Genomic DNA, 13,680 nt, shown 5'->3' on the forward strand with positions numbered 1-13,680 from the left:
ACAGATCATCTTCTGCCATCTCCCCACAAATCCGTAATTCGTAATTCCTAATTCGTAATTCCAAAAATATTTACCATGAGTTTACCTTCGTTATCACTCAAACGCCCCGTATTTGCTATCGTGATGAATATCATTATCGTGATATTCGGCCTGGTGGGCTTTACTTTTCTGGGGGTAAGAGATTTCCCGGCCATTGACCCACCTATCGTGAATGTACGCACCTCCTATGCCGGTGCCAACTCCGATATCATCGAAACACAAATCACCGAACCACTGGAAAAACAGATCAATGGTATTGCGGGGATTAAAAATATATCCTCCAGCAGCAGCCAGGGTAGCAGTAACATCACCGTAGAATTTGAACTGGGACAAGACCTGGAAGGCGCTACCAACGATGTGCGCGATAAAGTTTCACAGGCATTGCGCAGCTTACCACCCGATATTGATGCACCGCCAGTCGTTTCCAAGCAGGACGCCAACTCCGATGCTATCATCTCCATGACGGTACAGAGCAATACCCGCAATCAACTGGAAGTAACCGAATACGGCACCAACGTGCTCCTCGAGAAACTGCAAACCATTCCCGGCGTAAGCGCCATACAGATATGGGGAGAAAAACGATACGCCATGCGTATCTGGATGGATCCCGCCAAATTATCTTCCTATAGCCTTACCCCCGGCGATGTACAGGCCGCACTGGTACGCGAAAACGTGGAACTCCCCTCAGGAAAAATAGCCGGTAATGCTACCGACTTCACCGTGCGGACCTTTGGCAGGTTAGTATCTGAAGAGGATTTCAATGGCCTTATTATAAAAAATGTAAACGGCAGCGAAATACGGATCCGCGACATCGGTCAGGCAGTGCTTGGACCCGAAAATGAAGAAACCATGCTGAAAGAGTCTGGCAACCCGATGATTGCACTGGCCATGATACCTCAACCTGGCTCCAACTACGTAGCTATTGCGGACGAATTCTATAAACGATTCAATCAGCTGAAAAAAGATATTCCGGAGGATTACTCCGTGAATATTGCCATGGATAATACCAAATTCATCAAACAATCTATTGATGAAGTAGAGGAAACCCTCATTGTGGCGCTGGTACTGGTAATCATTATCGTATACCTTTTCTTCCGTGACTGGCTGATGGCATTACGCCCTTTAATAGATATCCCCGTATCCCTGATAGGCGCCTTCTTTATCATGTATGCCTGTGGCTTTACCATTAACATCCTCACCCTGCTCGCCATTGTACTGGCTACCGGACTCGTAGTGGATGATGGTATTGTGGTAACGGAAAATATTTATAAGAAGATAGAAGCCGGCATACCACGAATGCGGGCTGCCCGGGAAGGGTCAGAAGAAATATTCTTCGCGGTAATTGCTACATCTATTACCCTGGCTTTTGTGTTCTTACCCATCATCTTCTTACAAGGCTTCGTAGGACAATTGTTCAGGGAGTTTGGTATAGTAGTAGCCGGTGCGGTAATCATCTCTGCTTTTGTATCCCTCACGTTAACGCCGGTATTAAACGTTAAACTGGGACGTAAAACACATACCCACTCCTGGTTCTATACTAAAACGGAACCTTTCTTCCGCTGGATGGAAGACGGCTATAAAAGTTCACTGGAATCGTTTATGCGTTTCCGTTGGGTAGCCGGATTAATCATTACCGGATGCCTGGTGATGATCTATTTCCTGTTTAAAACATTACAATCTGAATTAGCGCCGCTGGAAGATAGAAGCACCTTCCGTTTATCTATTACTACACCGGAAGGAACAGCCTACGACTACATGGATAAATATGTGGATAAGCTGACCAAGTTCATGATTGACTCCATCCCGGAAAAGAAAATTGTGCTCAGCGTTACATCTCCCGGATTCAGCGCTTCCGGGGCCGTAAATACCGCCTTTGCAAACGTCATGCTCACCGAACCACATGACCGCAAGCGCTCCCAGAAAGATATTGTGAACATGGTAAACCGCAACATGAACCGGTTCCCGGAAGGAAAGGTATTTGCCATTGAGTCACAAACCATCCAGGTAGGACGGCGTAGTGGTTTGCCGGTTTCATTTGTACTGGAACATATCAACTTTGATACGTTAACAGCCGTACTCCCAAAGTTCATGGAAGAAGTAGGCAACAGCACTGTTTTCCAGGGCACCGATGTGGATCTGAAATTCAACAAACCAGAACTGCGCATTCACATTAACCGCGATAAAGCCACCCAGTTGGGCGTTTCAGTACAGGATATTTCACAAACTTTGCAGCTGGCATTGAGTAACCTTCGCTATGGCTACTTTATCAGGAATGGTAAACAATACCAGGTAATGGGACAGGTATTCCGGGCTGACCGCGATGATCCAATGGATCTGCAGAACCTGTATGTACGCAACTCCCGCGGCGAAGCAATACAACTGGATAACGTGGTAAGTATTGAAGAAGAAACCAGTCCTCCGATTATTTATCATTTTAACCGTTACAAATCGGCTACCGTTTCTGCTGGTCTTGCACCAGGCAAAACCATTGGTGATGGTATTAAAGAGATGTACCGGATTTATGATAAACTACAAAAAGAACAGGTGCTCAATGATTCCTTTAACACTGCGCTATCGGGATCTTCACGTGACTATGCAGAAAGTGGTTCCAATACGATGTTTGCATTAGGGCTGGCACTGGTACTCATTTACCTGGTACTGGCAGCGCAGTTTGAAAGCTGGATAGATCCGCTGATCATTATGCTCACCGTACCACTGGCATTTGCCGGAGCACTGTTATCATTATGGCTGTTTAATCAAACCTGGAATATATTCTCTCAGATCGGTGTAATTATGTTGATAGGGCTGGTAACAAAAAATGGTATCCTGATTGTGGAATTTGCCAACCATCAGCGTGATAGCGGTATGCAAAAAGCAGACGCGGTGATAAACGCCTCTTCTATGCGTCTCCGTCCTATCCTGATGACGAGTCTGGCCATGGCACTGGGAGCATTGCCGATTGCCATGTCGCTGGGAGCCGCTGCTACCAGCCGTATTCCGCTGGGTATTGTTATTGTGGGCGGTATTGTGTTCTCGCTGGTATTAACGCTATATGTAATTCCGGCAATGTATACCTTCCTTTCCCGCAGAGGTAATCTTTCTCATCATGATGAGGAAGAACTGGAAGATGATGCAGCAGCACAGGTAACATCTGCTCATGCCTGAGTACAACTGAATTGAATGATTAAGCTTAAGTATTTATGATGAAATATATAAAGATGCGTTGTTTATTATTACTGATGTTACTGGCAGGTACCGGCGCATTACATGCGCAGCAGAAGGTACTTACACTGGAACAGGCAATAGATGTAGCGCTGAAAAATAACTACGACATTCGTTTGGCAAGAAATACGGCAGAACTTTCTGCTAACGACTACGCCTATGCGAATTTTGCTTTTATTCCTCGTCTGAATGCTACAGCAAGTACCACCTGGAATAATACAGCCACCAAACAGGAGTTTGTAAATGGTACCACACGAGATACAAGTGGCATTAAAGGCAATAACATCAACGGCAGTGTAAACCTTAACTGGACACTGTTTGACGGTCTCAAAATGTTTGCAACGCGTAATAAACTGGAATCTATCCGTAATCTCGGAGAGCTGGCCATGAAAGACCAGCTACAAAATTCCATTGCCACCATCATTGGTGGTTATTATAACATTGTACAACAAAAGCAACAACTGAAAGCATTATCTGAACAGATGTCTATCTCTGAAGAACGGGTGAAATTATCAGATGCCAAATTCAGTACAGGGCTTGCCCCCAAAACAGATCTGCTGCAATCCAAAGTAGATCTTAATGCGCAAAAGGCTTTATACATCCGCCAGCAAACGCTGATAGAGCAAAGCAAAGGATTGCTCAATCAGCTGATGGCAGTACCTGCAGGCGCTATTGGCTATGACGTAGTGGACTCTATTCCCCTGAATGCCGGTATTTCATTTGCTGTGCTACAGCAGAATATTGCAAATAATAATACCGCCATTAAAGTGCAGCAGCAGAATGTAAATGTATCAGCACTCACTATTAAAGAACGCCGCGCCGATTATTTCCCGGTAATATCCTTTAATTCTGCTTATAACTACACCCGTAATACATCCAATGCGGCCTCTAATGCCTTCAGTCCGCGCTTTAGCCGCAACGGTGTTGTTAACTACGGCTTAACCGCTGCTATACCTATCTTTAACGGCTTCAATGTAAAAAGGCAGGTGCAGAATGCCAGGATAGACTTTGATTTTCAAAACATCACTTTGGATAATGTAAAATCACAGGTCGATCTATCTCTGAATAATGCCTTCAAGGATTACGAATACTATAAGAAACAGGCATCACTGGAAGAAGAAACCAATGACCTGGCAAGAGAAAATGCGATGGTGGCACTGGAACGATTTAAACAGGGTGTATCCACTATACTCGAAGTAAAAATAGCTCAACAGAGTCTGGAAGATTCCTATTACAGGCTTATTCAGGCACGATATAATACCAAATTGGCCGAAACCGAATTAGGGCGACTGAATGGCGCATTGCTCCAATAAGTAATCCTTATGGACCTTTAAACAAAGAAGGGAACCATGCAGTAGCATGATTCCCTTCTTTGTTTAACCCAACAGACGCGGTAATAACGCATCCGGTTGGAAACGGGGGAATATCTTTCTCAATATTCACTAGCATTTGTCATTCTCAAATCCCCATCGAACTATCCTTGAATATTAAACAATACCCAATACACTCCCTTTAGCTAATCTTCCATCTGCCCCGAAAACTGGTTCCCCGGATTATCTTATATTTATAGTAATCAAAATTATCTCTCATGGCAAAACAAATGTCTATCCTTCCCTTTACGGGAAAACTCGGCCCTCTCATTGGGTATAAACGCAATGGCAACTACTTCCTGCGCTCCATGCCTGAAAGCGTGCAGCAAACGGCCGCTACCCGCCGCGCATCCCGGCGCTTCGGCATCGCCAGCAGGAAAGGCGCTTTTATCCGGCATGCTTTCTACTCCCACCTGGACGTCCATTGTGATGGCGGCCACATCAATCGGCTCAACAGGCTGCTCATTGCTGCTGGCGATCATCACGAGGCCCTGACAGGCTTCCGCTTCAATCAGCATACCGGAGTAGATCGTTTCTTTCCGGTGGCTCCCCGGCTTTTGAGTAACGGGATATTAAATATTCCCGCACAAACCATTGCCGGGTATAAAGATATTACTGCCCTGGAAGTAAAAGTGATCGCAACGCGTATTGATTTTATATCACGTCGGGTAACGGGCAGCGAAACGGCTACGCTCATGATAGAACCCGATACTACTTTCCAGGAAACAAATGTTTCGCTGGAGGTACCCGGGAAGGGTTCACTGCTAGTGGTTTTCCAGGTAAGAGCCCTATACAAAGACGGCCCATCCAACAGCAGACAATACATGGCTGCCGATATCATTGCGGTGGCAGCGCCACAGATACCCAAATATGCTCATAGACGTACTTACCCAAAGCGGACGAAATTGCTTCCCAAACTTATCTATACACACGCATATCCAGCTATCATTCAACTGGAATAAAGCTGTCCTTGCCCCCGGAGATATTTTGATGAATAAACGCTTTATACCTGCTTCCTTTAAATAATATACCTCTTTCCACAGCTACAGCCTGGCACTGAAGCGGCCCTACTATGGCCTGTTCTGACCTCCATTCGTCTGCTGATTCAATTTCATCCCTGTTATACATCCGAACGTCATCCCCGCATCAAGTCCACCTCTCCTGCACTGCTTCTATAGGTACTTAGCGGGTGCTAAGCATAGCCTGGGCGGAATCTACATAATGAAAAGGTAATGCTGACTATAACGATGGGGGTTCTTAATCCACTATAAAATTTATGCTTAAAATTTACACTATCCCCAAATTTTCAACTTGATCCGTAATAATGTGCGGGCATGGACAGGAGCATGTACTACTACCGAACACATAAAATAATATATCATGTACTAATTGGTGTTTATCAAATATAATCTCTCCGGCATGGTTTTGTAAATGCTATCTGCATAAACATTATCTATTATGTTACGTCGCCTTTCCATTACCCTTACTTTTCTTTCATTCCTGGCCTCCATGGCTACCGCACAGGAGCTGCGCGTGGTAAACCGTGGGATGATCAGGGACTCCTCCACTATCCACATGAATGAAGCCCCCGGTGCGGGCATTGCGTGGATTAACAATAAGGATTTCGCCAATGGCACAATAGAATTTGATGTAAAAGGAAAGAATAAATTACAGCAAAGCTTTGTCGGCATTGCTTTTCACGGCCTGAATGATTCCACCTATGACGCCGTATATTTCAGACCTTTTAATTTCCAGGTACCGGAAGCTGGCAGGAGAGGGCATTCTGTGCAGTACATCTCACTACCGCTACACGACTGGCCAGCACTCAGGCAGGATTATCCTGGTAAATACGAAAGTGAAATAGATGCTACCACTGATCCCAATAAATGGTTTCATGTAAAAATTATCGTATCTTCTCCAGAGGTATCCGTATATGTGAACGGGCAGAGATGTTTAACAGTATCCCAGCTCAGCACACAAAAAAATGGAATGATTGGATATTGGGTAGGAAATGGTTCTGCCGGAGATTGGAAAAATTTGACGATAAAATAAGTTTGTTGATTGATATAGTTAGAAGTTGGGCTTTAGGAACATGTGTTCTTAAAGCCTTTTTTTTGTGGAATTTAAAATCTCCATTCAGCACACAGGTGATACCTCACAAGATAAACTGGCAAACGCTTTCACAACATTCTCATAATTTTATTTTTTTTACAAAAATGAATATTAGAATATTTTTTAGGTAGGATTCTTAATTATTTTTTTATCAATTAAAATTAATTCCATAATTTCGATTTATTGTTTTGTACCCAAATAAAATTGCCTATCCCAAGCATATCCTCAATCATTTTTAATTCATTTTAATTATGACTTTATATACAACAACTGTATCTATAGGAGAGCATCAATTCGGACAATTCCAGTTTCTTCACCTGAAACAATCCATGAAAGGGCATCATGAATTTGAACTGGGTATTGGATATGACTGGCTATCCCGTCATGGTCCCAATCCGCTGATCGCCGGCAAATCATTCCTGGGAAAGGAAATCAACATTTGCATCCAGGCAATTGAGCCTACGCTAAATTTCAAACCTTTATTATTTAATGGCATCATTACCAGTGTGAGTTCCGGTAAAGAAAAGAATGGAACCACCGGCAGTTGTACCCTTCGGGGAAACAGCCCTACCATTCTTCTTTCCGGCAATCCACACATGCAGTCATACGAGCAGCTGGCCTTATCATCCATTGTTAACACCGTTTTTAAGAATTGTTACCCACTCACTGTTAACCCGCAGGTGAATCCTGCACTTACCCATCCGCTGAAATATATTGTACAGTATAAAGATGGCGATACCCATTTTACCATCCCCGGGAAATACCTTATTGAACCGTTTAAGTTACCTGCCGAACGGGAATAGTGCACAAAAAGCGATTACGGAGCATGGCCAATGGCAACTGGAAGTCAAAAACAATGAACTACTGCAAATCAAAGTAGTAAATGGTATCACCAGCTGGATAGTAGGCAAACATTATACGCTATCAGCGCAAACACGAATGCCCTAGTATGAAGCACTGGATGGACCAATTATATGGGCCCCATTCGCCGCTGGATGGAAAGAAAATATCAGGATCATTATTAACTGCCCTACCGTAGCAAATGAAAAAGTAAATCTTCATCTGCTGCAGAGCAACCCTGCTAACAGGATTTACCATATCAAAGACCTGGGAATAGTGAGCTTTGATGGAACTGGAGAATTGAAGCTGGATATCAGTACCTACAGCCTGAAACCATTACTAACAACGTTGAATTTTGAATGGGACACTTTCAATATACTGTTTGCTATTGCGCAAATAGCAAACAGTATCCAGTTCTCTGATATGAAAACAATTGTATGTAAATCCATTCCAGTGCTTCTCTCTTAACGAAAAAAGAAAAATTGCGGCTTATATCGCCAATACTTATGATCCCCTCTACTACAAACATGCACCAAAGAACCCGCTCATTTGGCCAGCAGAAGCCGTTTTGGAAGGTTTACTTGTAACCGATAAAGGATTGGCAGACTATCTTAAACAGCAGCATTATTTCTCATTGCCGGCGCAAAAACAGGCAATAGCATCTTTCGAATAATATTACTGGTGGCACTATGTAAAACAAATCCATTATAATCAGACAACGCCGGAATATCAGCAACTCTACAAGCGTCATATCCAATGATTTTTCCAGCCGTCCAATTATTATACAGCACACTGTCATCAGACATTCAAATATTTATTTGGATGCGTGTTCTTTATTAATTTGTTGTTCCAGTTTTTCTACTCTGGCATTCAGTTCCTGTACACTTTTCAACAATAGCCCCACTGCATTCATCATGTCCAGATGATCATGTTTCTCACCCGAAACGATGGATGGTTCATCATCGGCAATGATACCCACTACTTTTTTCCCTGGGTCTTTTTTGTATTCGAACTCACGGATTTTCAGACTATCTATTATGCGGGTAGCATTTAATTCACAGGTTTTTATATTCATTTTTAATGCGCGTAAAGAAGATTGATAGAAGCCGGTAGAAGTTACGCTTCCAGTTACTATTTCATTACCTCCTACAGTAAGATTTCCGCCAATCACACCAGTACCAGATATATTAAAATTAGCAGTTTGCGCAGAAGTATTGTTTTTGATAAAGTTCGCGGAACCATCAACAATATATCCATTCAAATCAGTAGCCAGTGCGCTGTAATTAAAGAATTTGGAATCACCACCTTCTAATTTTATATCCTTTGCTTTTATTCGTAATATTCTGCTAAACTTAATAAGCGTACGAGGTCCCAAAACGATGTCACCATTCTCAGGTGAATCAATCCACAATCTCACACCTTCCCGGTTATCTATCCCATTCACATTATCACTATACAAACCATATCCCTGCTGCAAATCCATCAACTGGTTTGACCATGATAACGTTCTATTAAAAGTGATTGAATTATTACCCGTCTGATTACCAGCACCCAGAATATCCGATAACAAAGGCATTTTACTTACTAAATACCCATTCGCATCAGTTCCCAATGCCACTGCATTGGGAAGCATATTCAGTCTATATCCGGTTCCATCAATAGAAACCGTTTTTGGATTAGATAAACTTCCCCCTGTAAGACTAATGGTAGTATACGCATTAGTCGTTCTGTCATACCCCCTTAACTGGGCCTGGCCTGAAGAAAAACCAACTTCTGTAGCAGGTCCTGTACCACTCGAATAATCACCTTTAAATCTACTCATGCCCTCCCAGTCGGCTCCTCCATTACCATCAATCCGGCCTACCTGTGTCGTCCCTCCATAAAACTTCCACCCGGTAGTACTAATCTTTTGCGGCACAGACAACCAGGCATGCCCTGATTCCAATCCTATTGCATAGTCTGCATTAGTAGAATTTACACTCGTATAAAACGTTATTTTCGTTCCTGCACTTCTGGTATTAAAAGTTGGAGCGCCCACACCAAAGCCTGCATAAACTAAATTATTAGAGGTCCCATTTGAAAGAACTAACATCCCATTGGTTAACACAGCCAAACTATCCCTGATCTCAAACTGAGGGTTCCCTGAGCCGTTTGCAGAAAGCCTTACACTCCCTTTATCACTAAGAAAAACCAGGTCATTACTTCCCGATCCACCCTTCCCTATATATCCTGCGGATGTTACTCCATCCGACTCTGTAAAGCGGAGGTAGGAGAAGTTAGCAATCCCGGTTCCGGTACCACGTATCTTCGATCCACTGGCTGCTATAAATCCCGATGGCATATCTGCAATGCCAGTAGCTCTGCTTATACTTAATGCCGGGGCAATGAGGCTTCCTGCATCATTGTATCTCCATAGTACAAAATCAGAACCTGCATTTGCCTGGCCACTTTCCCCATTTACTAAACCGAGGTTCCATCTGGTATTATTATTTACCCGTAAAGTATAATGCTGTATATTTTGTCCGGCATTTGACACAAATCCTTTTACTGCCCTTCCTACCCCATCAATATTAAAATTAGCAATCTGGATGGAGTCGTACTGATTCTGTATATAGCCACTACCACCACTTGCAGATGCAGCTCCGATATCTCCGGCTTTTAATATTCTTGTTTTTACACTCGTTACGTGTCCCCCTTGATTTGTTATCAATGTATCCAATACGTTGGCTCCCGAAAAACTGGCGGTCATTGCATTTCCTGCCGGATGGTTTGATTGGATCCAAAGCGGCACGCCACCTACTTTAGGCGTTGCTGCAAATACTACATCTCCATTTACCCTTGCGATCTGTAATGGATTCCCCAGGAATACACCATTATCATCATATCTTGATATCACCAGGTTGCTACCGGAATTTCCTCCACTCTCAGCACCGGATTTATAAAATACCCATCTCTTAACGGTCGTATCAGAAGTCAGATTAGAGGGTTTATATAACACAAGGTCTTGTCCGCCAATGGGAGCTCCTGTCGCTATGGTTTGAGCTCTTCCTGAACCAGAAATATTAAAACTGATAGCTTGCGGATTAGCTCCCTGAGCTTGCACATAATTTAATTTCACACCCACTATATTCCCATCCATCTTTCTGTAATACAATGTATCATTAGACTTGTAAAGTGTATCCACCGCTGTTCTCACCAACGTCCCTAACTGAATGGTGTCCTGCCCTACAATCGCCAGTGAATTCCCAAGCATTTTCATTCTCACTTTTCTAAATTCTGTGCGCCCTTTGCCTTTATTAAAGAGGAAGCCCAAGGTATCTTGTGTATGATTTTCAATAATCAGTTCTGCAGTATCGCAGCCACTGTAAATACGAACACTGTCTGCGCGGATCTGGTATACGGTCTGTGCATAGGAAATGCTGCTTAATAAACAAAGCAGCACCAGGCGGAATAAAAATTTCATAGAATAAACAGCTTGTTGGTATAGGATCTTTTAATGATACTTACTATGTTGGGTCAACTGCTCAGCCAAAGTAATACGAGGCAAATATATAAATAATTACATGTCTACAGGAGATATATACCGCTTGAAAAGAAGTACGCCAGGTGAAAATCACCTGGCGTACTTCTTTTTATGGTTCTTTCTTTTCTAGTTGCTGTTTCTGGTAAGTTTCAAATGATTGCTTGATATATAACATCAGATCATAGTCCGAGGCACTATTCAAAAACTGATACCCCGGCCGGTATTTATACATAAAAGAATCCAACTCGGGACTTTGCAGCTTGGTCATTTTTCCTACCAACTCCGGTGAATACCGGTAGTCAATAAATTTCTCTTTCTCCCAATAAAGCAATTGCTCGTGAAACTGCTCTTTCCGCTTGCGTACTTTACTGGGAACAAGATAAGTTAATGCTGTGATAGGATTAGCTGGTAAGGTTTTCAGCACATCCATTGCCCCAGGCTTATGATAATTAAAATACCGTCCGTATTCATCACGTAAGGCCATAGAGTCATTATGATAATTCTTTCCACGTACGTTTACACCCTGCAATTCAAACATCCGTTTCTGCAGATATACTTCTTGTGAAGAAGATAACATAGGAGCGATGACCAGCTTTGGTGCATAACTCAACATGGAAAATTCAAGCGTATCCCCTGGAATAGCCTCTATATAAAAACGGCCACTTTCATTGCTGAGTGTTCCCGTCATAGTCCTCTTGTTGACAATTGAAACAAAAGGTAATCCCGTTTTGGTCTCCTGATCCGCTACCATTCCAGACAACCGCACCTGTGCGACTGTAACCTGCAGGCTAATGAAAAAGAAAAAAAACAGTGCTCCGATATATGCTGTAAAACGAATCATGAATATAGTAATCCTTCAAATTTAATGTTCCACCCGCAAATGAAAAGTTAAAAAACAGGGGAAATGACAGTGCTCGTGTGCAAAAATATTAATTATCAACATTATAAATATCCCCCTAATCACTTATTTTTACGATTATCTCAGATATATCCTGTAAAAGTCATGCCACAGAAGATCATTTTTGCTACACAGCATTACCAGTATTTAAAAAATAGGATACTGTCAATCACAGGTACTACCTGGGAAAGTGGGGAATTAGAGATACGTGATTTTCCAGATGGGGAACATTATCATCGCATATTGAGCAATGTAAGCAACAAAGAAGTGATCCTGATAGGAGGGACTATAGACGATAAAGCAACACTCGAATTATATGACCTTGCCAGCGGTTGTATACAGCTGGGGGCTTATTCTCTCACTATCATCATTCCTTTTTTCGGATATTCCACCATGGAACGCGCGGTGAAATATGGAGAAATTGTGAAAGCCAAAACACGCGCAGTGCTGTTTTCTTCTCTCCCTAATACCTCACGAGGCAATAGGATTGTGATGATCGACCTTCATGTGGATGGCATCACCTGGTATTTCGAAAACGATGTGCGCCCGGTTCATTTATATGCAAAAGACTTTGTAAAGGATGCTGCCATGGAACTCGCTGCCGGAAAGCCTTTTGTGCTCGCCAGCACCGATGCTGGCAGAGCTAAATGGGTAGAATCCCTCGCGAACGACCTGCATGTTCCCGCTGCCTTCGTATTTAAACGCCGTATCTCTGGCGATGAAACAGCTATTACCGCTATCAGCGCCGACGTAAAAGATAAAACCGTCATCATTTACGACGACATGATCCGTACCGGAGGCTCACTCATCCACGCGGCAGCATCTTATCATGATGCCGGCGCCGCAGAGATCTGTGTAATAACCACCCATGGCATCTTCGCAGGCAATGGCTTCGAAAAAATCAAACAAAGTGGCCTGATTAAAAAAGTGATTTGCACAGATACGCACCCCAACGCGCTCACCATAAATGACGACATGTTGCAGGTGAAGTCCATTGATCAACTTATCGTCAATTACTTTAATTCGCAACACCCCTAAGCTCCTGTTGGCAAGCTATTTGTCTTTCAAACACTTGTGGGCTCCTGTAGCAGATAAACAGCCCACCAGCCAATTGCTTAAATGCGGCACGTAAACCTAAGAAACAAACATGCTTGATTTTCGTATACTCGAATACGGTAGTTGTGACTATCACACCATGGTAGACCTTCGTAATGATGTGCTACGAAAACCGCTTGGAATAAGCTTTTCAGCAGCCCAGCTGCAGCAGGAAATAAATGATATTTTTATTGCCGGATTCACTGAAATAAACACTGAAGAAACTATGGTCGGTTGTTGTATGCTTACGCCCATCAATGAAAACACGGTGCAGCTAAGGCAAATGGCGGTATCACCCACTTTACAGGGAAAAGGGGCAGGCAGAGAAATTATTGTATTTGCAGAAGAATATGCACGTAACAATGGCTTCTATGAATTAACCATGCATGCTAGAAAAGAAGCCGTGGGATTCTATCAGAAACTAGGCTATGAATCTTGTGGAGAAGAGTTTACAGAAGTGGGCATTCCACACTACGAAATGAGGAAAAAACTTAAATAATAATTTTTTTGCTCCTGCAACCCATTGTAGAAGCACTTTTGATTGTATTGTTATATTGATGGACAATCAATACAACAATAGA

Annotated in this window: 10 protein-coding genes; 7 read left to right on the forward strand and 3 right to left on the reverse strand. The window is 42.9% G+C overall.

Annotated features, from left to right (window positions below; all coding sequences use genetic code 11):
* Positions 1-75 precede the first annotated feature (75 nt).
* The 5 genes from AC1DP6_RS01085 (at position 76) to AC1DP6_RS01105 (ending at position 7,546) form a co-directional block, all read left to right on the forward strand.
* Complete coding sequence (locus AC1DP6_RS01085) at positions 76-3,204, forward strand: efflux RND transporter permease subunit (RefSeq protein ID WP_477053215.1); 3,129 nt, start codon at positions 76-78, stop codon at positions 3,202-3,204.
* Positions 3,205-3,239: 35 nt separating this feature from the next.
* Positions 3,240-4,574 (forward strand): TolC family protein, encoded by a 1,335-nt coding sequence (locus AC1DP6_RS01090; protein ID WP_477053216.1) that lies wholly within the window; start codon positions 3,240-3,242, stop codon positions 4,572-4,574.
* Positions 4,575-4,849: 275 nt separating this feature from the next.
* Positions 4,850-5,593 carry a hypothetical protein gene (locus AC1DP6_RS01095; protein WP_477053217.1) on the forward strand — a complete coding sequence of 248 codons (744 nt, stop codon included), beginning with the start codon at positions 4,850-4,852 and terminating at the stop codon, positions 5,591-5,593.
* Between the two features lie 496 nt (positions 5,594-6,089).
* On the forward strand, positions 6,090-6,683 hold the full coding sequence (locus tag AC1DP6_RS01100; protein WP_477053218.1) for a 3-keto-alpha-glucoside-1,2-lyase-like domain-containing protein: 594 nt from the start codon (positions 6,090-6,092) through the stop codon (positions 6,681-6,683).
* A gap of 311 nt (positions 6,684-6,994) precedes the next feature.
* Positions 6,995-7,546 (forward strand): hypothetical protein, encoded by a 552-nt coding sequence (locus AC1DP6_RS01105; RefSeq protein WP_477053219.1) that lies wholly within the window; start codon positions 6,995-6,997, stop codon positions 7,544-7,546.
* A gap of 648 nt (positions 7,547-8,194) precedes the next feature.
* Here AC1DP6_RS01105 and AC1DP6_RS01110 read toward each other — a convergent pair.
* The 3 genes from AC1DP6_RS01110 to AC1DP6_RS01120 form a co-directional block, all read right to left on the reverse strand.
* Complete coding sequence (locus AC1DP6_RS01110) at positions 8,195-8,389, reverse strand: hypothetical protein (RefSeq protein ID WP_477053220.1); 195 nt, start codon at positions 8,387-8,389, stop codon at positions 8,195-8,197.
* 8 nt (positions 8,390-8,397) lie between these two features.
* Positions 8,398-11,046: a hypothetical protein gene (locus AC1DP6_RS01115; protein ID WP_477053221.1), complete on the reverse strand. Its 2,649-nt coding sequence runs from the start codon at positions 11,044-11,046 to the stop codon at positions 8,398-8,400.
* A 169-nt stretch (positions 11,047-11,215) separates the two neighbouring features.
* A complete protein-coding gene (locus AC1DP6_RS01120; protein WP_477053222.1) occupies positions 11,216-11,947 on the reverse strand; it encodes a carboxypeptidase-like regulatory domain-containing protein in 732 nt (243 codons plus the stop codon).
* A gap of 162 nt (positions 11,948-12,109) precedes the next feature.
* On the opposite strand from AC1DP6_RS01120, the gene prs reads away from it, so the two are divergent.
* On the forward strand, positions 12,110-13,042 hold the full coding sequence (gene prs, locus AC1DP6_RS01125) for a ribose-phosphate diphosphokinase (protein ID WP_477053223.1): 933 nt from the start codon (positions 12,110-12,112) through the stop codon (positions 13,040-13,042).
* Between the two features lie 109 nt (positions 13,043-13,151).
* Positions 13,152-13,598 (forward strand): GNAT family N-acetyltransferase, encoded by a 447-nt coding sequence (locus AC1DP6_RS01130; RefSeq protein WP_477053224.1) that lies wholly within the window; start codon positions 13,152-13,154, stop codon positions 13,596-13,598.
* The last annotated feature ends 82 nt before the right edge of the window (positions 13,599-13,680 follow it).

The organism is Chitinophaga sp. 01L420 (genome assembly GCF_056399985.1).

What these genes read in the sequence shown, in the direction of transcription:
- AC1DP6_RS01100 (WP_477053218.1), top strand. Translation starts at nt 6,090, where the DNA reads ATGTTACGTCGCCTTTCCATTACCCTTACTTTTCTTTCATTCCTGGCC.
- prs (WP_477053223.1), top strand. Translation starts at nt 12,110, where the DNA reads ATGCCACAGAAGATCATTTTTGCTACACAGCATTACCAGTATTTAAAA.
- AC1DP6_RS01110 (WP_477053220.1), bottom strand. Translation starts at nt 8,389, where the DNA reads ATGTCTGATGACAGTGTGCTGTATAATAATTGGACGGCTGGAAAAATC.
- AC1DP6_RS01090 (WP_477053216.1), top strand. Translation starts at nt 3,240, where the DNA reads ATGATGAAATATATAAAGATGCGTTGTTTATTATTACTGATGTTACTG.
- AC1DP6_RS01115 (WP_477053221.1), bottom strand. Translation starts at nt 11,046, where the DNA reads ATGAAATTTTTATTCCGCCTGGTGCTGCTTTGTTTATTAAGCAGCATT.
- AC1DP6_RS01095 (WP_477053217.1), top strand. Translation starts at nt 4,850, where the DNA reads ATGGCAAAACAAATGTCTATCCTTCCCTTTACGGGAAAACTCGGCCCT.
- AC1DP6_RS01085 (WP_477053215.1), top strand. Translation starts at nt 76, where the DNA reads ATGAGTTTACCTTCGTTATCACTCAAACGCCCCGTATTTGCTATCGTG.
- AC1DP6_RS01130 (WP_477053224.1), top strand. Translation starts at nt 13,152, where the DNA reads ATGCTTGATTTTCGTATACTCGAATACGGTAGTTGTGACTATCACACC.
- AC1DP6_RS01120 (WP_477053222.1), bottom strand. Translation starts at nt 11,947, where the DNA reads ATGATTCGTTTTACAGCATATATCGGAGCACTGTTTTTTTTCTTTTTC.
- AC1DP6_RS01105 (WP_477053219.1), top strand. Translation starts at nt 6,995, where the DNA reads ATGACTTTATATACAACAACTGTATCTATAGGAGAGCATCAATTCGGA.